Source organism: Methylobacterium oryzae, from assembly GCF_036441375.1.
In the GTDB taxonomy this organism is placed as follows: domain Bacteria; phylum Pseudomonadota; class Alphaproteobacteria; order Rhizobiales; family Beijerinckiaceae; genus Methylobacterium; species Methylobacterium oryzae_A.
Window position 1 is genome coordinate 615,635 of the sequence record NZ_MLCA01000014.1, and the last position, 19,682, is coordinate 635,316.

General features: G+C 72.1%; 21 protein-coding genes, 1 tRNA gene and 2 pseudogenes. 17 read left to right on the forward strand and 7 right to left on the reverse strand.

Annotation, left to right across the window (positions count from 1 at the left end; translation table 11 throughout):
• Nucleotides 1-78 precede the first annotated feature (78 nt).
• Nucleotides 79-339, reverse strand: coding sequence for a hypothetical protein (locus MOTC310_RS26570; RefSeq protein ID WP_331289352.1), 261 nt, complete (start codon nucleotides 337-339; stop codon nucleotides 79-81).
• 194 nt (nucleotides 340-533) lie between these two features.
• Complete coding sequence (locus tag MOTC310_RS26575; protein WP_419539968.1) at nucleotides 534-1,154, reverse strand: spermidine synthase; 621 nt, start codon at nucleotides 1,152-1,154, stop codon at nucleotides 534-536.
• A 207-nt stretch (nucleotides 1,155-1,361) separates the two neighbouring features.
• Between MOTC310_RS26575 and MOTC310_RS26580 the strand changes: the two genes are divergently transcribed.
• On the forward strand, nucleotides 1,362-1,613 hold the full coding sequence (locus MOTC310_RS26580; protein ID WP_331289354.1) for a hypothetical protein: 252 nt from the start codon (nucleotides 1,362-1,364) through the stop codon (nucleotides 1,611-1,613).
• Between the two features lie 37 nt (nucleotides 1,614-1,650).
• On the opposite strand, the gene MOTC310_RS26585 is transcribed toward MOTC310_RS26580, so the two are convergent.
• Nucleotides 1,651-1,860, reverse strand: coding sequence for a cold-shock protein (locus MOTC310_RS26585; protein ID WP_273565078.1), 210 nt, complete (start codon nucleotides 1,858-1,860; stop codon nucleotides 1,651-1,653).
• Nucleotides 1,861-1,952: 92 nt separating this feature from the next.
• Nucleotides 1,953-2,210 carry a hypothetical protein gene (locus MOTC310_RS26590; protein ID WP_331289355.1) on the reverse strand — a complete coding sequence of 86 codons (258 nt, stop codon included), beginning with the start codon at nucleotides 2,208-2,210 and terminating at the stop codon, nucleotides 1,953-1,955.
• 155 nt (nucleotides 2,211-2,365) lie between these two features.
• Here MOTC310_RS26590 and MOTC310_RS26595 point away from each other — a divergent pair, with 155 nt between their 5' ends.
• Nucleotides 2,366-2,659: a hypothetical protein gene (locus MOTC310_RS26595; protein ID WP_331303914.1), complete on the forward strand. Its 294-nt coding sequence runs from the start codon at nucleotides 2,366-2,368 to the stop codon at nucleotides 2,657-2,659.
• Nucleotides 2,660-3,184: 525 nt separating this feature from the next.
• Nucleotides 3,185-3,784: a hemerythrin domain-containing protein gene (locus tag MOTC310_RS26600; protein WP_331303915.1), complete on the forward strand. Its 600-nt coding sequence runs from the start codon at nucleotides 3,185-3,187 to the stop codon at nucleotides 3,782-3,784.
• A gap of 560 nt (nucleotides 3,785-4,344) precedes the next feature.
• Here MOTC310_RS26600 and MOTC310_RS26605 read toward each other — a convergent pair.
• Nucleotides 4,345-4,421 (reverse strand) — tRNA-Arg (locus tag MOTC310_RS26605).
• Nucleotides 4,422-4,621: 200 nt separating this feature from the next.
• On the opposite strand from MOTC310_RS26605, the gene MOTC310_RS26610 reads away from it, so the two are divergent.
• The gene (locus MOTC310_RS26610; protein ID WP_419539958.1) at nucleotides 4,622-6,844 is read left to right on the forward strand and encodes an FUSC family protein; all 2,223 of its coding nucleotides are present in this window, start codon (nucleotides 4,622-4,624) and stop codon (nucleotides 6,842-6,844) included.
• Between the two features lie 48 nt (nucleotides 6,845-6,892).
• Here the strand turns inward: MOTC310_RS26610 and MOTC310_RS26615 are convergent, their stop codons facing one another.
• The gene (locus tag MOTC310_RS26615) at nucleotides 6,893-7,123 is read right to left on the reverse strand and encodes a hypothetical protein (protein WP_331303917.1); all 231 of its coding nucleotides are present in this window, start codon (nucleotides 7,121-7,123) and stop codon (nucleotides 6,893-6,895) included.
• A 285-nt stretch (nucleotides 7,124-7,408) separates the two neighbouring features.
• On the opposite strand from MOTC310_RS26615, the gene pth reads away from it, so the two are divergent.
• From pth to MOTC310_RS26645, 6 genes are all read left to right on the forward strand, one after another.
• A complete protein-coding gene (gene pth, locus MOTC310_RS26620; RefSeq protein ID WP_331303918.1) occupies nucleotides 7,409-8,017 on the forward strand; it encodes an aminoacyl-tRNA hydrolase in 609 nt (202 codons plus the stop codon).
• Between the two features lie 44 nt (nucleotides 8,018-8,061).
• Nucleotides 8,062-8,289, forward strand: coding sequence for a hypothetical protein (locus tag MOTC310_RS26625; protein WP_331303919.1), 228 nt, complete (start codon nucleotides 8,062-8,064; stop codon nucleotides 8,287-8,289).
• On the forward strand, nucleotides 8,273-8,728 hold the full coding sequence (locus MOTC310_RS26630; protein ID WP_331303920.1) for a PIN domain-containing protein: 456 nt from the start codon (nucleotides 8,273-8,275) through the stop codon (nucleotides 8,726-8,728). Before MOTC310_RS26625 ends, MOTC310_RS26630 begins: the two co-directional genes overlap by 17 nt.
• Nucleotides 8,729-8,743: 15 nt before the next feature.
• Complete coding sequence (gene ychF, locus MOTC310_RS26635) at nucleotides 8,744-9,841, forward strand: redox-regulated ATPase YchF (protein ID WP_331303921.1); 1,098 nt, start codon at nucleotides 8,744-8,746, stop codon at nucleotides 9,839-9,841.
• Between the two features lie 194 nt (nucleotides 9,842-10,035).
• A complete protein-coding gene (locus tag MOTC310_RS26640; protein ID WP_331303922.1) occupies nucleotides 10,036-11,025 on the forward strand; it encodes a MaoC/PaaZ C-terminal domain-containing protein in 990 nt (329 codons plus the stop codon).
• A gap of 58 nt (nucleotides 11,026-11,083) precedes the next feature.
• Nucleotides 11,084-12,127: an aldo/keto reductase gene (locus MOTC310_RS26645; RefSeq protein WP_331289365.1), complete on the forward strand. Its 1,044-nt coding sequence runs from the start codon at nucleotides 11,084-11,086 to the stop codon at nucleotides 12,125-12,127.
• Between the two features lie 187 nt (nucleotides 12,128-12,314).
• Here MOTC310_RS26645 and mtnA read toward each other — a convergent pair whose 3' ends face one another.
• Nucleotides 12,315-13,418, reverse strand: a complete 1,104-nt coding sequence (gene mtnA / locus MOTC310_RS26650; RefSeq protein ID WP_331303923.1) for an S-methyl-5-thioribose-1-phosphate isomerase — start codon at nucleotides 13,416-13,418, stop codon at nucleotides 12,315-12,317.
• Nucleotides 13,419-13,586: 168 nt separating this feature from the next.
• Here mtnA and MOTC310_RS26655 point away from each other — a divergent pair.
• The 7 genes and pseudogenes from MOTC310_RS26655 to MOTC310_RS26680 all read left to right on the forward strand — a co-directional run.
• A pseudogene (locus tag MOTC310_RS26655) lies at nucleotides 13,587-15,749 on the forward strand (DNA translocase FtsK); the annotation flags it as partial.
• 16 nt (nucleotides 15,750-15,765) lie between these two features.
• Nucleotides 15,766-16,362 (forward strand): annotated as a pseudogene (locus MOTC310_RS32930) (DNA translocase FtsK); the annotation flags it as partial.
• 481 nt (nucleotides 16,363-16,843) lie between these two features.
• Nucleotides 16,844-17,326, forward strand: a complete 483-nt coding sequence (locus tag MOTC310_RS26660; RefSeq protein ID WP_331289367.1) for an Hsp20 family protein — start codon at nucleotides 16,844-16,846, stop codon at nucleotides 17,324-17,326.
• Between the two features lie 117 nt (nucleotides 17,327-17,443).
• A complete protein-coding gene (locus MOTC310_RS26665) occupies nucleotides 17,444-17,959 on the forward strand; it encodes an Hsp20/alpha crystallin family protein (RefSeq protein WP_331303924.1) in 516 nt (171 codons plus the stop codon).
• Nucleotides 17,960-18,088: 129 nt separating this feature from the next.
• Nucleotides 18,089-18,508, forward strand: a complete 420-nt coding sequence (locus MOTC310_RS26670) for a hypothetical protein (protein WP_331303925.1) — start codon at nucleotides 18,089-18,091, stop codon at nucleotides 18,506-18,508.
• 16 nt (nucleotides 18,509-18,524) lie between these two features.
• Nucleotides 18,525-18,869: a hypothetical protein gene (locus MOTC310_RS26675; RefSeq protein ID WP_331303926.1), complete on the forward strand. Its 345-nt coding sequence runs from the start codon at nucleotides 18,525-18,527 to the stop codon at nucleotides 18,867-18,869.
• A gap of 36 nt (nucleotides 18,870-18,905) precedes the next feature.
• Complete coding sequence (locus tag MOTC310_RS26680) at nucleotides 18,906-19,622, forward strand: NADH dehydrogenase ubiquinone Fe-S protein 4 (RefSeq protein WP_331303927.1); 717 nt, start codon at nucleotides 18,906-18,908, stop codon at nucleotides 19,620-19,622.
• Nucleotides 19,623-19,682: the final 60 nt, after the last annotated feature.

Consider the following 19,682-nt stretch of genomic DNA (forward strand, 5'->3'; position numbering starts at 1 on the left):
ATCGCACCTCCCGCGAGGGCATGCAACATTGTAACATGGCTCGGAGCGCAGCGTCGGGATCTGCGCCGATAGGCGGGATCAGGGCCCATCGCCTATCGCGCTGACGCAGGCCGCGACCGGGTGATCGGCCGGCGCGACGTGATCCAGAAACCGATCGCCGAACCACAGCTCGGCCAGCAGTCCTTCGGCCAGCCTATCGGCCTGCTGCCTCGCCTCCGTGTCGTCGTGGGCCCGGATGAGCACCGTGCCACGGTCGCTGCCATCCGTGGCGAACCGGCGAAGCCGGTAGGCTGAGACAGATCCTCGGCGCTTCCCGGGGAAATCGATGAGGTCGGCCATCGTGTGCTCACTGCTCCGCAGGCGGGGGCACACGTCCCTCAGCCGCCGGAGCCTGAAAACGAGCCCGTCCGGCGATGCGCGCAGTGTGAGATGGCCGAGACGCGAAGGATAGAGTGCGGAAGACGCATTCGCGCCGCCGACGCGACACCATCAGTGCCGCAACGCGCTCAAATCAATGTGTCGAGACGCAACGGTCAGGATGTCGGGCCTGCGGCGGTTGCGATCCACACCACGTGCCGCGGGCCGCTGCGCCCGTCGGCGTGGGGGCGAACCTCCTCGACGAGGAAGCCCGAGCGCTGGAGCCGCGCCTTGAACTTGCGGTCGGGAGTGGCCGACCAGACGCCGAGCACGCCGCCGGGCCGCAGCGCCCGCCGCGCCAGCTCCAGCCCGTGGCTGCCATAGAGGCGGTCGTTCTCCGGGCGCACGAACCCTTCCGGACCGTTGTCGACATCGAGCAGGATCGCGTCCCAGGCGGCAGGGGCGGACTGGATGAGGTGATTGACGTCGGCCTCGCGCAGGTCGACGCGGGCGTCGTCAAGGCAGCCGGCGAAGACGCCCGCGAGCGGACCGCGCGCCCAGGCCGCTACCGTCGGCACCAACTCGGCCACTGTGACGCTCGCCTCGGGCGCGAGGTTGCGCAGGGCGGCGCGCAGGGTGAATCCCATTCCGAGGCCGCCGACCAGCACGCGCGCCGCACCCCGGCCGCGCACCCGGCCGCAGGCGAGGATCGCCAGCGCCTCTTCGGAAGCTCCGCGGGTGCTGTTCATCAACTCGATTGTGTCGGCGACGATCGAGAACTCATGACCCCGCTGCATCAGGTGCAACGGCGTGCCGCCGGGGACGATGCCCGTGTCGATATGCGTCCAGGATGTCACGGTTGTCCCTCGATGGGCCGGCGCCTCGGACATTCCGGCGAACGGGAAGGATGGGGTATGGGGCGCGTTCCCCGCCGCGCGTCGCGCTTGCAGGAAGCAGGGCGCGCGACCGCTGTCGCGTCGTCCGGAAAGCCGGTATCACCCCGCATGGCCAAGCGTATCAAGTCTCTGCCGAAGGTTCAGGGGTTCGTGCTGTTCGACGTCACCTACGCTGACGGCAGCCGCGCCTCGAACCGACGCGTACCGGCCGAGATCCTGGGTGGCCTCGACGGCGATGAGCCGGCGCGGGTCCTCATCGGCGCGCAGGAGGAGGAGATCGCCCGCAAGTCGGGGCGGCCGAGGCGTGAGATCGAGAGCCTGACGCGGTCTCCGGCTCCGAGCTCGAAGCCCGATGTGTGACGAGCGGCCCCGACACGGGCCACTCGTCGCGCGGTGATCAGTCCGCCTTCAGGTTGGCGGCGCTCTCCTTGCCGCTGCGGCGGTCCGCCTCGACGTCATAGGAGATCTTCTGACCCTCGTTGAGGCTGCGCAGGCCGGCGCGCTCGACGGCCGAGATGTGCACGAACACGTCCTTGCCGCCATCGTCGGGTTGGATGAACCCATAGCCCTTGGTCTCGTTGAACCACTTCACGGTGCCTGTAGCCATCGCTGGATCCTGGTCGTCACCGGCTCGCCAACGTGGCGGGCCCTGACCCCTGAACTGGCCGCCTCAGCCGCCTGTTCCAGAGGCGCTCCCGATCAGGAGCCGCAGTTCTGCCCTTCGCTGCGCTCATCGGTGCCGAGCCACTCCAGCGCGGCCGCATGCGATTTGAAGGTGTGCCACTGTGAGGTGAACGGCGCCGGCCGCTCTGCCTGTGGCAGCTCGTCGAGCAACTCGACTTGCCACGTATCGCTCGGCCCGGTGTGGGAGACGACCCGAACCAGCGCCGCGATCACGACACCGTCCAGCAGCACATCGTAGCTGCCGGGCGCGAGTTGCTCGACGGTGTAGGTCATGGGCTTCACGCAGGCTCATCGAACGGGAAACCCGCGGTGCGGGTCTCGGGGTGCCGCTGCCGGCGACCCACCGCGCCGCCGGTCCGTCCAGCCAGCGTTGCATCGCGCCTCCGGTCAAGCTTAGGACCGTGCCTCCGATTAAGGAGGAGGCTTGTTTGAAAGAGCTCGAGCAGGGTAGCGGAGAGGCGATCTACGTCTCGGCCATGGTCGGCGAGATGATGCGGCGCGTTCTCGAAGACGCCCTGGCAGATCTCGCGAGGACACGCGGTGCCGCCTACCTCGACATGTTCGTGGAGCGCGAGTTAGCCCGCTACGCGGACCTGTTCCGCGAGCGGCCGGACGACAGACCCGAGACTTCCAGCATGCTGCGCGCTTGGTTCGCCGTGGAAGGTAGCGCCGCGTTGCGGGCCGTGGTCGAGCGCGCGAGCGCCGAGGCGAGGCGCGACTGACGGGGTGAGCGTCCTCAACGCGGTGGCCGGATCACCACCACCGCGGGCGGGCTGACAATCCACTTGGGCGCTGTCGTCTGGCGCGATGGGTCCGGCCGCGGAAGCGTGGCGTTCGCCGCGTACACGAGGTCGGGGCCGAAGCGAACGAGCATGATCAGGACGACGAGGGCTGTGCGCATCCGGGGGCAACGGTCGGGCCCGCGGAGCGCTCCCTTCGTCGCGCATCTGTGGCCTTCTTCGCGAACTCCCAGACCGGAATGCACCCGACCTGACCCTGCTCGGTCCAATGGGCCGAGCCGCGCTCGAACATCGCTCGGGTCGGCGCCGGGAACGGCAGCCGGAAGTTCAGCCATCGCGGGGGCATGCCGGCTGCCCGCAGGACCCGGAGCGGTACTCCGGTACGCCGTCGCCACATCCTCCGGCACTCATCTGAGTGGTGGCTCGGGTCGGCACCACCGCGATCAGGAACGGTCAGCGGGCACACGGTGTTCAGAACTGGTAGTTTCACCGGCAAGGAAGACGTGCATGGACGTTTGGCAACTCATCGAGCGCGACCATGAGAACATCGGTGGCCTGATCCGTGAGATACCATACGCTCTCAACGACCCCAGAGCGGTCGGCAGCCGCGAGCGGATGCTGGCTGATCTCATGGACGAGCTTGATCTGCATGCGGTCGGCCTCGGTGCGAGCTTGTACGGCCCCTTGAGCCGGGAGAGCCAGACACGCACGCTGATCGAAGACTTGAACCGCGGCCACGCGGAGTTCAGGCGGCAGCTCCAGCAACTCGCCCGACGCCGCAAGACGGACTCGGCCGGCTGGCTCGACACCTTCGAAGATGTCACGTTCCTCGTGGATCAGCACCTGCACCGCCACGTGCATGAGCTGATCCCCGCCGCGCAGATGCTTCTCGCGCCCGAGGAGGTTGCCGCTGCCACGCGGGCGTTCGTGCGGGCCAAGACGAGCGCCCTTCAGTCTCGGCGGCGGGGCTCCGTGGCGGGGGGCATGTCGAGCGAGTTCGCCCTTGTCGCGACGCTCGCCGGAGTGGCAGCCGGTCTCGGTTATCTGGTCTGGAACGGCGGACGCTTTGGCCGGTCGCGATCGGGCCGAACGGTCGAGGCCGGATAGCGCGTTCCCCAGCAAGCAGTCCGCCCTATGCCGCGGTAACTGCGGTCAGCCCCCCGCCCGATCTGCTCACGGGCCGGCGGGGCTCGGTACCGTTCCTACGGCCGGGGCCAGTACCTGACGCCGCCTGAGACGCAGGGCGCCGAAGCGCCCTCGGTTGGGCCTCAACCGCGATCCTCGGTCCGGTCCCGGATCGGGATGCCGTTCGGTAACGTCGGTCGGTCCAGGCTTCGACGGGACGGGCTGGCACCCCCCATGGTTCCACGCTCGTTTCATCTCCTCGCACGGGCGGGGCAGCAGACTGGCGAGACGAGGGGGCTTCGCGCGGGCCGAGGAGGTCGCCTTCCTGGATGCCGAGCGCACCGATGCCCAGATCCGGGCCATCCGTCGGCAGAGGAACGCTCGGACCCTGCCCCGCTAGGTGGAAAGGGCGCAGCGCCGGATCACCGCCGGCACGCGGAAGCGGCGCCTTACTCGAACAGATCGGGGTGATTTGTCGGAATGAGCCGCCGGCCGCTTGCCGGAACGCGGCCCGGAAACCCGTATCAAGGCATTGATTTTGCTGGCGACCCCGGTAGGGCTCGAACCTACGACCTGCCGCTTAGAAGGCGGCTGCTCTATCCAGCTGAGCTACGGAGTCAGGGCCAGGCGGCTCCAGAAGCCACGGGCTCGTCCGGGGGTCAAGCGCGCGCGACGAAGACCGGCGCGGCATCCCGGATCGGGCCGAAGCTGTGAAGAGGTTGTCCCGCGGCGCCGCTCCGGAGGCGCCCCGCGATCCCGCGCCGGCCGCGGGCCGGGGTTGCGCGCCGCCGCGGATCCGGTCAGGCCGGAGCGCGGTTCATGCCGGGGCGCCGCGCCCCCGTCGGGAGACCGAGCTTGACCGCGCCGAGTCCCGCAGCCCCGCCCCCCGGACGTCTCCGCCGCCGCTTCGCCGCCGGCCGGGGCAGCCTGAGCCGGCCGGGCGGCGACCTGCGGCGCCTGCCCACGGGTCTCGACCTCCGGAACGTGCGGCTCGTGGAGGGCGTGCGCGCCGCCTTCGCGTTCGGCGTCGTCATCCTCCTCAACATCTGGGTTCAGTGGTCGCCGCTGCTGACGATGGCGCTCGCCGCCAACCTCGCCTGCTTCTGCGACAACGGCGGCCCGATGCGCGCGCGCCTGCGCGTCCTCACCGCCTTCTCGTTCCTCGGTGGCCTGCTCTGGGCCGGCCTCGGCCTGATCCAGCCCCTCGGCCTGGCGGTGGTCGTCCCGGTCGCCTGCGCGCTGATCTTCGCCTGCTCGTACGCCCGCGTCTGGAGCGTCCAGGCCCAGTCGGCCGGCAACGTGCTCGTGGTCGTGCTGTGCATCGCCCTGGACCGGCCGCTCGACCTCGAGCAGGCGGCCGTCACCGCGGTGATGTTCGCGGCGGGCGGTCTCTGGGCGACCTTCCTGGCCCTGGTCATCTGGCGGCTGCACCCGTACCGCCCGGCCCACCGGGCGGTGGCGGAGGTCTGGCACAATCTCGCCCGGCTCTGCGGCGACCTCGAGCGGCTCGTCGCCCTGCCGGAACCCGACACGGCCGCCTTCGACGGCCACGCGCGGGGCCACCGGCGCGGCGTGCGGGCGAGCATCGAGACCGCGCGCACCATGATCCTCGACCTCGTCCGGTCCCGCGAGCGCGTCTCGGACCGCACCGCCCAGGCCCTGCTGCGCCTGGAGAGCGCCGAGCAGATCTTCGCCGCGCTGATCGCCGTGGGCGAGTTGATCGACAGCCGCCCCGACCCGCGCCGGCGGGCGCTCGCCAAGGTGTTCCTGCGGCGCCTGCGCCCCCTGCTGGTGACCATCGCCCGGGCGATCCGCGACGACGTCAACCTCGACATCGCCCGCCTGGAACACTCCATCGCCCGGGTCGCCGAGGGCCTGTCGGAGGACCCGACGCTCGCCCGCCTCGCCGAGAGGATCGTCGGGCGCGTGCGGATCGGCGCCAAGCTGTCGACCCCGGAGGGCTACCGGCCCGGCGGCACGATCACGGAGGGCGGCAGCCTCGACCGCTGGACCCGCTATGTCGGGCCGCTGGCGCAGAACTTCACCCCGGCCTCGCCCAATCTGCGGCACGCCCTGCGGGCGAGCGCGGTCGCGGCGCCGGCGCTCGCCGCCACCCTGACCTACGCGGGCGCCTTCACGCACTGGCTGGTGATGACCGTGGTGCTCACCATGCAGCCCTTCTACGCGGCGACGTGGCAGCGGGCGCTGGAGCGGATCGGCGGCACGGTCCTGGGCGGCCTCGTGGGCGCGGTGCTCGCCTACTACGCCACGAGCCCGCTGGCCGAGGCCGGGCTGATCCTGATGCTCAGCATCGTCGGCTTCGCGGCGCGCCAGATCTCCTACGGCTTCTTCGTCACCTGCCTGACCCCCCTCGTGGTGCTGCTCGTCGAGCTTCTGGAGCCGGGCCACAGCTCCTGGGAGATCGTCGCCATGCGCGGCGGCTTCACGGTGCTGGGCGGCGTGATCGCGGTGGCGAGCTGCCTGGTGCTCTGGCCGATCTGGGAGCCGGACCAAGTCCGGCAGGAACTGCGCCGGGCGCTCAGGGCGCAGGCCGGCCTCGCCGAGGCCGTGCTCCGCGCGCCGCCCGGCGAGGGCCGCGAGACCGCGATCGCGGCGCAGAGCCGCGAGGCCGGCCTCGCCCTCAACGACCTGGAGGCGGCGCTCTCCCGCGCCCTCCAGCAGCCCCGGGCCGGCAGCCACCCGGAGGTGGAATCCGCCCTGGTGGCCGACGCGACCCTGCGCCGGATCAGCGCCCGGCTCATCGTGCTGCGGCACGCCCCGGAGGCGGCCGCCCCCGAGGCGGAGCCCTGGCGCGCCTGGATCACCGCGACCCTGGCGGCCCTGGGCGCGGATGCGCCCCTGCCCGAGCGGCCGGCGCTGGATCGCGGGCAGTCGCTCGTGCGCCTCGTCAGTCAGGTCGATCTGCTGGTCGGAACCCTGCGCCCCGGGGAGATCCGGGCCGGGACGGCCGCGGAGGGCGGGGCCCCGGCGCCCGGCCGGGGGCCCGACGCGCGCGCCGATCGGGCCGCCGTGCCGTCCTGACCGCCGGCGGTGGCCGGGCCCGCGGCGTTCCCAGTGCCCCGTCTCCCGTCAGTACCGCGGCAGGGCGTTGGCCGGTCCGCCGGCATGCGGGCCGCTGTAGCGGTAGGCGGCCGCCCGCGCGGGACCGGCGGCGTCCTGATGCAGGGCGGGGCCGTTGCCGACCCAGCCCGAATAGGCCGAGGCCGGGTAGGGCGAGTGCTTCGAATCCAGGCCCTGCGCGAGGGCGGGCGTGGCGACCGCGGCGACCAGGGCGGCGGCAGCGAGCATGCGGACGGTCATGATGATCTCCTAGTGTCTTCGTATGACTTCAACGGGAAGTCATCCGGTCAACCGTGTCGAGTGAGGAAGATCGTCGTCGCGTTGCGCTGGTCGGCGGTCTTGATCGCTCCGGCGTTGCTTGGCCGAATGTGACCTCTCAACGGGGATACTCTGCTCCGGGTTCGACCGCCGCCGTGCGCTGGCGCACGGGGAGCGACGGCGCGGGCCGGCGACCGGCCCGGCGCGGCCGGGGATGCGCCGCGCGCCGAAGCGTGGCACAGACCGCGCCTGAAAGGGATGCAGACCATGCGGCTGATCGTCGGCCTCGGAAATCCGGGCGCGCGCTACGCGGGCAACCGGCACAATATCGGCTTCCTCGCCGTCGACGCGATCGCCCGCCAGCACCGGGCGAGCCCGTTCCGCCTCCGCTTCCAGGGCGAGGCCGCCGAGGTGGTGCTGGGCACGGAGCGGGCGATCCTCCTGAAGCCCTCGACCTTCATGAACGAGTCCGGCCGCGCGGTCTCGGAGGCGCAGCGCTTCTACAAGATCCCGCTCGGCGACGTGATCGTGCTGCACGACGAGCTCGACCTCGCCCCCGCCAAGCTCCGGGTAAAACTCGGCGGCGGCAATGCCGGCCATAACGGGCTGCGCTCGATCACCGCGCAGTGCGGCAACGACTACCGCCGGGTCCGGCTCGGCATCGGTCATCCCGGCGACAAGGCGCTGGTGCATTCTTACGTGCTCAACGATTTCGGCAAGGCCGAGCAGCCCTGGGTCGAGGATCTCTGCCGGGCGGTCGCCGACCACGCCGCCCTGCTCGCCGCCGGCGAGGATGCGAGCTTCCAGAACAAGGTCCACCTCGCCATGGCGGGACGCGGCTGGGACGACGTGAAGACGCTCGGCGCGAGAAATTGACACGAAAACACGGGGACACGATATCGGCGCGGTGGATCCTTCCGATGAAGAACGTCACCGTGACCATGGACGAGGCCCTGCTGAAGCGGGCGCGCGTCGCGGCCGCCCGCGACGGCAAGAGCCTGTCGCGCTTCATCGCCGAGGCCGTGGAGCAGCGCGTCGGCCGGCCGCTGACGCAGCGGGAGGCGCTCGAGCGCTTCCTGGCCGGTCCGCTGATGAATCTGACGGACGAGAACGGCAAAGCACCGTCGCGCGATGAACTCTACGATTGAGCCGATCTTCATCGATACGAATGTGCTGGTCTACGCGCGCGACAACCGGAACGCCGACAAGCGTGGGCGGGCACGGGCGTGGTTGGCTGTCATCACCCATGTGGGCTGCGCCCGCACGAATCTTCAGGTTCTCAACGAACTGACGCGCTGGATCCTCAAGAACGAGCCGGGGCGCTCGCTGCGCGACGTTCGAGCCGAGGTTGAGACGATCGGGGCGTGGGGAACGCGCCCGATCGATCAAGACGACGCGGAACTGGCATGGCTCGTCCGCGAGAATCTCGGCTATCAGTGGTTCGACTGTCTCCTGGTGGCTGCGGCCCAGCTCGCCGGATGCCGCTCCTTCCTGACCGAGGATATGGCGCACGGCGCCGTGTTCGACGGCCTGACCCTCATCAACCCTTTCCGCACGTCGCCCGACGATGTGCTGCGACGAACCTGATCACGGAACGGACCTATGGGCTTCAAATGCGGCATCGTCGGCCTGCCGAACGTCGGCAAGTCGACCCTCTTCAACGCGCTGACGCAGACGGCGGCCGCCCAGGCGGCCAACTACCCGTTCTGCACCATCGAGCCGAATGTCGGCGAGGTGGCGGTGCCGGACCCGCGGCTGACCGACCTCGCGCGGATCGCGTCGTCGAAGGAGATCATCCCGACGCGGCTGACCTTCGTGGACATCGCCGGCCTCGTGCGCGGCGCCTCCAAGGGTGAGGGCCTGGGCAACCAGTTCCTGGCCAATATCCGCGAGGTCGACGCCATCGCCCACGTGGTCCGCTGCTTCACGGACGGCGACGTCACCCACGTCGAGGGCAAGGTCGATCCGGCCGCCGACATCGAGACGATCGAGACCGAGCTGATGCTCGCCGACCTCGACAGCCTGGAGCGCCGCGCCGTGGCGCTGGAGAAGAAGGCCAAGGGCGCCGACAAGGAGGCCAAGGAGACCCTGGACCTCGTCAACCGGGCGCTCCCGCTCCTGCGCGACGGCAAGCCCGCCCGCCTCGTGGAGCGCAAGCCCGACGAGGAGAAGCTGTTCCAGTCGCTCGGCCTGATGACGGCCAAGCCCGTCCTCTACGTCTGCAACGTCGACGAGGGCGACGCCGACAAGGGCAACGCCTACTCGGACGCGGTCGTCGCCCGCGCCAAGGAAGAGGGCGCCGTGGCGGTGGTGGTCTCGGCCAAGATCGAGAGCGAGATCGCCGTGATGCCGGAGGCCGACCAAGCCGAGTTCCTGGAGGCGGTGGGCCTCGCCGAGCCCGGCCTCAACCGGGTGATCCGCGCCGGCTACGACCTCCTCGGCCTCGTGACCTACTTCACGGTCGGCCCCAAGGAGGCCCGCGCCTGGACGATCACCAAGGGCACCCGCGCGCCGGGCGCCGCCGGGGTGATCCACTCGGATTTCGAGAAGGGCTTCATCCGGGCCGAGACCATCGCGTTCAAGGATTACACGGCGCTCAACGGCGAGGCCGGGGCCCGGGACGCCGGCAAGCTCCGGCTTGAGGGCAAGGAGTACGTGGTGCAGGACGGCGACGTGCTGCACTTCCGCTTCGCCAACTGAGGTCGGCGCCGTCAGCGCGGCGCGCGTGCTTCATCCCCGTCCTTGCGAGCGGAGCGAAGCAACCCAGGGCCGCGCGACCCCGGTAAACGTGGCGCCGCCGGATTGCTTCGCTCCGCTCGCGAGGACGGCGGTGGGGCGAACATCCCGGTGACGCATCGATTCCCCGCCCCGCTGATCAACGAGACGAGCCCGCCATGCCGGATCCCGCCCTCGAAGACTTCTCCGTCGGCGACGTGATCGTCGGGGAGCCGCTGACGGTCACCCGCGACGCCATCGTGGGCTTCGCGAAAGATTTCGACTTCCAGCCGTTCCACCTCGACGAGACGGCGGCGGAGACGACCTTCGCGGGCCGGCTGATCGGCTCGGGCTGGCACACGGCGGCGCTCGGGATGCGGCTGCTCCAGCAGGGGCCGTTCAAGGGCGGCTCGTCGCTCGGCGCGCCGGGGATCGACGATCTGCGCTGGCTCGCGCCGGTCCTGCCGGGCGACGCCCTGACCCTGACCTTCCGGGTCGTGGGGATGCGCGACTCGGCCTCTAAGCCGGGCCTCGGCTTCGTGACCGCCGAGGTCGCCCTCGGCAACCAGCGGGCTGAGACGGTGCTGACCCAGCGCTTCACCTTCATGCTGGCCCGCCGCGGCACCGACCCCCTGCCCCCGCGGCCGGTGGAGATCGGCGTGCCCGGTCCGGTCGCCGAGCCGGAGGACGCGGAGATCCTGCCGTTCCTGCGGGATGCCGAGATCGGCGCCGTGCGCGATCTCGGCGCCTACGCGTTCACCGCCGAGGCGATCGTGGCCTTCGCGCGGGCCTACGACCCGCAGGCCTTCCACCTCGACCCCGAGGCGGCGAAGCGCAGCCATTTCGGCGGCCTCTGCGCCTCCGGCTGGCACACGGCCGCCGCCTACATGAACCGCATGCTCACGACCCGCGCCCGCGACGCCGCCTACACGGCCGCCCGCGGGCCGGTTCCCGAGGCGGGCCCCTCCCCCGGGTTCAAGAACCTGCGGTGGCTGAAGCCCGTCTACGCGGGCGACACGGTCCGGTTCAGCGCCAGGCTCACCGACAAGCGCGCCTCGGCCTCGCGGCCGGGCTGGGGGCTGGCCTTCGCGCGCAACACCGGGGTGAACCAGCGCGGCGAGCCGGTCTTCGCCTTCGACAGCGCGGTCTTCCATCGCTGGGAGCCCTGAGCGCACCGGGTCCCGCCCCGGGCGTTGACAGTCACCAGACGGACGGGATCAGGCAGGCATGTATCAGAAGAAGCTCGGCAACACGGGGCTGTTCGTCTCCGAACTCTGCCTCGGCACCATGACCTTCGGGGGCGGGGCCGGAATGTGGCGCCAGATCGGCGCCCTCGACCAGGCCGAGGCCGGGCGCCTCGTCGGGCGGGCGCTCGAGGCCGGGATCAACTTCATCGACACCGCCGACGTCTACGCCGAGGGTCTGTCCGAGACGATCACCGGACAGGCGCTGCGCGACCTCAAGGTGCCGCGCGACAGCGTCGTGGTCGCCACCAAGGGCTACGGGCCGACGGGCCCGGGCGCCAACGCCAAGGGCGCCTCGCGCCTGCACCTGATCGACGCCTGCAAGGCGAGCCTCAAGCGGCTCCAGCTCGACCATATCGACCTCTACCAGATCCACGGCTTCGACCCGGCGACGCCGATCGAGGAGCAGGTGCGGGCGCTCGACATCCTCGTCCAGCACGGCCACGTCCGCTACGTCGGCGTCTCGAACTGGGCGGCGTGGCAGGTCGTGAAGGCGCTGGGCATCAGCGCGCGGGCCGGGCTCGCCCGCTTCGAGACCCTGCAGGCCTACTACTCCATCGCCGGCCGCGACCTGGAGCGGGAGATCGTCCCGATGCTGCGCTCGGAGGGGCTCGGCCTCCTGGTCTGGAGCCCGCTCGCCGGCGGCCTGCTCAGCGGCAAGTATTCCGGCGGCGCGGGCGAGGGCCGGCGGGCGAGCTTCGACTTCCCGCCGGTCGACCGCCCCCGGGCCGAATCCTGCATCGACGCCATGCGGAGTGTCGCGGAGGCGCGCGGCGTCTCGGTGGCCCAGGTGGCCCTCGCCTGGCTCCTGCACCGCAGGGCGGTGACCAGCGTCATCGTCGGGGCCAAGCGCCTCGATCAGCTGGAGGACAACATCGCGGCGACCGCGCTCAGCCTCACCGGCGACGAGCTCGACGCCCTCGACGCGGTGAGCGCGCTCCCGGCCGAGTATCCGGGCTGGATGTTCGAGCGCCAGGGCGCCCGGGCGCAGCAGCTCGCGGAATCCGGCCGGCCCGGCGTGCGCTGAGGCGGCCGGCTCGCGCGAGACCCTCCGACTCGCATCCTCATCCTAGGTGCCCGCGCCGGCGGGCCTCGCAGGCGGGTTCCAGGGATCGCGCGGCCGGCTGGAGCCCTCCTACGAGGCCTCCGCCGCGCTCCGGGGCCTCAGGATGAGGGTTCGGGTCGGAGGTCCGGACCAGCGCCGGACCGGACCCTCACGCGGCGTTCCGGCGCTCCGGGTAGAGCCCGTACAGGCCCTCGGGGCTCGCGTCGCAGACGCCGCGCTCGGTGATGATCCCGGTCATCAGCCGGGCCGGCGTCACGTCGAAGGCGGGGTTGGCCACGGGGCTGCCGGGCGAGACGACCTCGATCGTGGCGAAGCCGCCGTCGGCGAGCCGCCCGGTCATGTGGGTGACTTCGCGCCCGTCGCGCTCCTCGATCGGGATCTCCTTCACCCCGTCGTCGAGCGTCCAGTCGATCGTCGAGAACGGCAGGGCGGCGTAGAACGGCACGCCGTTGTCGTGCGCGGCCAGCGCCTTCAGGTAGGTGCCGATCTTGTTGCAGACGTCGCCGCTCGCCGTGGTCCGGTCGGAGCCGACGATGCAGAGATCGACTTCGCCGTGCTGCATCAGGTGGCCGCCGGCATTGTCGGCGATGACCGTGTGCGGCACGCCGTGGCCCTTCAGCTCGAAGGCCGTGAGCGCGGCGCCCTGGCTGCGCGGCCGGGTCTCGTCGACCAGGACGTGGACCGGCACGCCCCGCTCGTGGGCGGCGTAGATCGGCGCCAGCGCCGTGCCCCAGTCCACCGTGGCCAGCCAGCCGGCGTTGCAGTGGGTCAGCACGGTGACCGGCCGGTCGCCGCCCCTTGCCGCGTGGAGGTCGGCGATGATCCGGCCGCCATGGGCGCCGATCGCGCGGCAGCTCGCCACGTCCTCCTCGGCGATGCGGCCGGCCTCCGCGAAGGCGCGGGCGAAGCGCTCGTCCGGCGCGGTCTGGCGCAGGTTGGCGGAGACCCGGTCCAGCGCCCAGCGCAGGTTGATCGCGGTCGGGCGCGTCGCCGCGAGCGTCGCCGCCGCCCGGTCGATGCCGTCGTGGGAGGCGTCGGCCCGCATGGCGAGCGCCAGCCCGTAGGCGGCCGTGACGCCGATCAGGGGCGCGCCCCGCACGATCATCGTGCGGATCGCCACCGCGGCATCCTCCAGCGTCGCGAGCCGCTTCAGCTCGAACGCGAAGGGCAGGCGGGTCTGGTCGATCACCTGGACGCTGACGCCGTCCGGGTCCGGGAAGATCGTGCGGTAGGGCTGGCCGTCGATGTTCATGGCCGCTCCTGTGCCACAGCGGGGCGGCTTTTGCATCCTCCCGCGCGGGACCGCGACGGGCCGGGGAGGCCCGACCGGAGGCCGGTGAGCCTTCCTCAACCTTAGCGGGTCGTTAAGAGGGTCGTGCCTAGCCTCGGGGGTAAGTTCCCGTTCCGCGTCCGGTCCCGCATGCGCTCGCTTCGCCGTCCCGCATCGCCCTACGAGACATTCGTCGACAGCGTTCGCCCCTTCCTGGGCAAGCGCCTGACGGAGCTCGGCGGCTTCGTGCTGTTCACCGGCGCGGTCGCCCTGACCGTGGCCCTGGCCACGTGGTCGATCGACGACCCGAGCCTGAACCACGCCACCGACCACGCCGCCCACAACGTCCTCGGCCAGCCGGGCGCCGTCGTGGCCGATCTCGCCATGCAGATCCTGGGCCTGGGCTCCCTGGCCTTCGTGCTGCCGCCGGTCCTCTGGGGCATCCGGCTGATGCGGGAGCGCGATCTGCCCGAGGGCGGCCTGCGCATCGCGCTCTGGATCATCGGCTTCTGCGCCGCCAGCGCGGTGGCGAGCGCGCTCCCGCCGACGACCCGCTGGCCGCTGCCCACCGGCCTCGGCGGCGTGGCCGGCGACGGCCTGCTGTCGATGGCGCGGGTGATCGTCGGCGCGGTCTCGTCGGCGGCGGCCCACCTGGTCGGCTTCGGCTACGCCGCGGTGGCGATCCTCAGCCTGACCGGCGCCTGCCGGTTCGGTGCCGTCGAGGAGGAATCCCCCCACGACGACCCCTACCCCGTCCGCCGCGCCCCGGCGCGCGGCCGGGATTCGGGCCGCGACGAGCGCGAGGATGCCGACGACGAGCCGAGCCTCGGCCTCGTGGGTGTCGGCGCCCTGGCGCAGGGGCTGATGGGTCTGCGCGTCGCCGCGGCGGACCGAATCGCGGCGTGGCGCGCGGGCCGGGCCGAGCCGATCGACAGCGCGTCGCCCGCGCTCGCGGCCCGGCGGGCCTTCACGGACGCGGATCTCCCCTGGGCCGACCACCTGCCCGAGGGGCGGCCGACCGGCGCGAGCCGGCGCGAGCCCGTCTTCGACGCGGGCGACGAATCCCCCGCGGCCCCGGACCGCCGTGCGGTGTCCCCGCAGGCCGATGCCGAGGATGATCCGGAGGATCTCGCGGCGCCGCAGCGTCCGGTCCCGCCGCGGTCCGAGCCGACCGCGTCCCGGGTCGCCCCGCCGCCCGCCGCGCCTGTGCCGGCCCGCCGCGCGCCCGCGCAGCCCGTCCGCCCGGAAGATTACGCCCTGCCCGCCCTCGACCTGCTGGCGGCCCCCCGCGGCCCATCCCAGGCGAGCCTGATCTCGGCCGACGCCCTGGAGCAGAACGCCACGCTGCTGGAGGCGACGCTCGGCGATTTCGGCGTGCGCGGCGACATCCTGGCGGTGCGGCCGGGCCCGGTCGTGACCCTCTACGAGCTCGAGCCCGCCCCCGGCACCAAGTCCAGCCGCGTGATCGCGCTGGCGGACGACATCGCCCGGTCCATGTCGGCGGTCTCGGCCCGCGTCGCGGTCGTGCCCGGCCGGAACGCCATCGGCATCGAGCTGCCGAACGCCAAGCGCGAGACGGTGTACCTGCGCGAGCTCCTGGCCTCCACGGATTTCGCGGAGAGCAAGCACAAGCTGGCTTTGTGCCTGGGCAAGAACATCGGCGGCGAGCCGATCATCGCCGACCTCGCGCGCATGCCGCACCTCTTGGTCGCCGGCACCACCGGCTCGGGCAAGTCGGTGGCGATCAACACCATGATCCTCAGCCTGCTCTACCGGCTGAAGCCGGAGGAGTGCCGCCTGATCATGGTCGACCCCAAGATGCTGGAGCTGTCGGTCTACGACGGCATCCCGCACCTGCTCTCCCCCGTGGTCACCGACCCCAAGAAGGCGGTCATCGCCCTCAAATGGGCCGTGCGCGAGATGGAGGAGCGCTACAAGAAGATGGCCAAGATCGCCGTCCGGAACATCGACGGCTACAACGCCCGGGTCGCCGAGGCCGCGGCGCGCGGCGAGGTGCTGACCCGGACCGTCCAGACCGGCTTCGACCGCCACACCGGCGAGGCGGTGTACGAGGACGAGGCGATGGACCTGGCGCCTCTGCCGTACATCGTGATCGTGGTCGACGAGATGGCCGACCTGATGATGGTGGCCGGCAAGGACATCGAGGGGGCGATCCAGCGGCTGGCGCAGATGGCGCGGGCGGCGGGCATCCACCTGATCATGGCGACGCAGCGGCCGTCGGTGGACGTGATCACCGGCACGATCAAGGCGAACTTCCCGACCCGGATCAGCTTCCAGGTGACGAGCAAGATCGACTCGCGCACCATTNATCCACCTGATCATGGCGACGCAGCGGCCGTCGGTGGACGTGATCACCGGCACGATCAAGGCGAACTTCCCGACCCGGATCAGCTTCCAGGTGACGAGCAAGATCGACTCGCGCACCATTCTCGGCGAGATGGGCGCCGAGCAGCTTCTGGGCCAGGGCGACATGCTGTTCATGGCCGGCGGCGGGCGCACGACGCGCGTGCACGGGCCGTTCTGCTCGGACAGCGAGGTCGAGACGGTGGTCGCCCACCTCAAGCGCCAGGGCCGGCCCAGCTACCTCGACGCCGTCACCGCCGACGACGAGGAGGGCGCGCCCGAGAAGGGCGCGAAGGGCAAGGCCGGCGCCGCGGAACTCGAGCTCGACGGCGCGGTGTTCGACCAGGGCTCCTTCGGCGAGGCCGGCGGCGACCTCTACGATCAGGCCGTGCAGGTGGTGCTGCGCGACCAGAAGGCCTCGACCAGCTACATCCAGCGCCGGCTGCAGATCGGCTACAACCGCGCCGCCTCCATCATGGAGCGGATGGAGATCGAGGGCATCGTCGGCCCGGCCAACCACGCCGGCAAGCGCGAGATCCTCGTGGAGGAGGCGGTCGGCTGAGAGCGGGGCCTGCCGCGTCCGCGGCACCGCCTTCCCCCTTGCGGCCGACACGTGTCCGCGGTGCGGCCTGCGACGGAGCGCGACGCGCCCCCTCTCCCGAGCGGGAGAGGTTCGGAGTGAGGGATGGGAAGTCTCCGGACAGGGCCCGCGTTTGACGCGCAGGGGGGGCACGCCGTGTTCTGAACGTTCGCGTCCCTCACCCTGTCCCCATCCCGCATGGGAGAGGGGACCCGCGCTCTCAATCGGATGGACGGACCGAAACCGCGAGCGCGTGCAGCCGGCAGCTCAGTGGGAGAGGCCGCGCGGGTCGGATCACCGCAGCCGGCCCGCGGCCCATCCCGAAAAAATTTCGCTCGTCGCGGAACGCCCTCTTCGCCCGCGCGTTACGCGCGTGCGAGGCCCGGGAAGGGCTCGCGGTGAGGGCGCCGGACACGGTGTCCGGCGTCGCTTGTAGTCACGTTGCTCGTCGGAGGATGTGGTTATGAGGACGTACGACGTTTCGCCCCTGTTCCGGTCGTCCATCGGGTTCGACCGTCTGTTCGAGCTGCTCAACCAGGCCGACCGCGTCGAGCCGTCGGCTGCCTGGCCGCCCTACAACATCGAGAAGGTGGCCGAGGATCAGTACCGCATCACCATGGCGGTCGCGGGCTTCACGCCCGACGAGATCGAGCTGACCCAGCAGGACACCACGCTCCTCGTCTCGGGCCAGAAGGCCGCCCAGGAGGGCGAGAAGCACTACCTTTACCGCGGCATCGCGGCCCGCACCTTCCGCCAGACCTTCAATCTGGCCGAGCACGTGAAGGTTGTGGGCGCGTCCCTGGAGAACGGCCTGCTCACCGTCGCGCTGAAGCGCGAGGTGCCGGAGGCGCTGAAGCCCCGCCGCATCGCGATCGGCGGCACGACGGCCACGTCCGGTCAGGACAACGCCCCGGCGCAGATCGCCCGCGAGGCCAAGGCGGCCTGATCGGCGGCCCGGGCGAGCGGCCCGGGCACCCCTGTCGACACGGATGACATCCCTCGCAGGTCCGCGGACCCGCGGGCCTGTTCCCACGACTGCACCGCACTCGATGGAGCGAGGACCATGAGCGTGAGAGATCTGATTCCCTGGAACCGCACCGCCGCGGCGCCGGCCGCCCTCCCGCAGGAGCCGGCCAGTCCCTTCCTGACGCTGCACCGGGAGATGAACCGCCTGTTCGAAGACGTGTTCAGCGGGCTCGGCGGCGCGCCGAGCCTGGCGAGCTGCGGCTTCGGCTGGCCGCAGGTCGAGCTGGTCGAGTCGGACGGCGCGCTGCGCGTCTCCGCGGAGCTTCCCGGGCTCGACGAGGAGGACGTCGAACTCCTCATCGCGGACGGCGTCCTGACCCTGAAGGGCGAGAAGCGCGCGGAGACCACCGACAAGGGCCGCGGCTATTCCGAGCGCAGCTACGGCCGGTTCGAGCGGTCGATCGCCCTCCCCGTGCCGGTGGAGGAGGACAGGGCCGAGGCGACGTTCCGCAACGGCGTCCTCACCGTGACGCTGCCACGCGCCGCCGAGGCGCCGGAACGCCGCCGGCGCATCGCCATCAACGGCGACGGCGCGCCGGCCGCCAAGCACTGAGCCGGGTCTGAGCGGGCAACCGCGCGGCCGCCTCCGCGGCCGCGGACCTGAACGCATGACGCGGCGGCCGGCGCGGCCCGACCGGGCGTGCCGGCCGCCCCAGCCTTTGCTCACGATGAGGAGGGTCGCATGCCGCCGATCGATACGAACCACGTCCACCCTGAGATCGAGCGCCTCGGTCCGGTGGCGACCGCCAGCCTGAGGCCGCAGGCGGTCGAGCCGTTCGAGGCCTTCGTGGCGCCGGGCGACGTCTTCCGGCATCCCCGGGAGGTGCTGCGCTATCCGGGCCTGTCGCGGGCCGAGAAACGGGCCATCCTGGCCTCCTGGGCCTCGGACGCCCGCGCGGTCGATTCCTGCCCGACGCTGCGCTGCCTGCCGGGCTGCCGGGCCGAGCCCGTGCCGCTGAGCGCGATCCTGGAGGCGCTCCAGGCTCTCGATGAAGGCTCGGCGGCGCCCGCGGCCCCGGCGCCGCGCAGGCCGCCTTTCCCGGCGGCGTTCATCCGCCGCTGGCGGCGCGGCCCGGCCGCCCCGGAGCCCCTGCTGAACTGAGCCGGGGAGGCGCGCGATGGCGACCTTCGACCTGCGGGGCGACTCCAGGATCCCGGCCCGGTCGCGGCGCGGCCGGCGCGGATGGCCTGCGCGGACCACCGACGGCACCGTGCTGGGCCGCTGGCTCCTGTCCGCCGCGCTGTGCCTGGCCCTGGCGGCGCCCTGCCCGGCGCCCGCCCTGCCCTGGGTGCTGGCCGCTCTGCTGAGCCTCTCGGGCATCGCGTGGCTCGGCCTGGCGATCACGCAGGCCGGACCGCCGGCCGATGCCCCGCACCTGACCGCCTGGGACGCGGCCCTGCTCTCCTTCGCGGCGAGCTTCGGCGTGCAATCGGCGGCGCGTCTCGGCCTCTTCGGCGGCTGAGCGCGCCCCTACAGGGAGGCAACCATGCAGGATTGGATGATCGGAATCGGACACAACAACCCGCCCGGTCCGGCGGGCGCGCCGTGTCTCGCGGGCCACCGGGCACGGATCCGTCGCCGCGGGCGCTCCGTCGACACCGCCGGCCGCGCCCGGGCCGGGACGTGGGATCTCACCTTCGAGCGCGAGACACCGCCGGAGATCGAGCCGCTGATGGGCTGGACCGGCGGGACCGACACCCTCGCCACGGAGGTGGCGCTGACGTTCCCGACGCGGGCGCAGGCGGTGGCGTATGCCGAGCGCCAGGGCCTCGCCTACAGGGTCGAGCCCGACCCGGCCGACCGCGCGCGGCCGGGGACCCTGCGGGTCCGGCGCTCGGACCGGGCGCCCCGCGCGGAGCCCCCGCGCCCCTCCGCGCCGGCGCAGGATCGGGGCGCGGAGGCTCCGCGCTCCGCGCACCTGCCCGACCTGGAGCGCGCCCTGGTCAACCCGGCGGCGGTGTTCGACACCCCGGCCGCGGTGCGCGATCATCCCCGGCTGCTGCCGAGCTGCAAGCGCGAGATCCTGCGGCGCTGGGCCTGGGACGAGTACCTGAAGGAGGTCGCCGCCGCCGAGGGCATGGCCGAGGGCGAGCCGTCGCGGCTCGACGCCGTGAAAGCCGCCCTTCTCTCCCTCGGCGAGACGTGGCGTCCCCATCCCGCCGCGCCGGCGGCCGCGATCCCGGCTCCGCGGGCGGTCGAGCGCGCGGCCGCGTGAGGGAGCGCGCGAGGGCGGGTGACCGGGCCGGCCCTCCTCCGGGGCCGGCCTCCGCCGGAC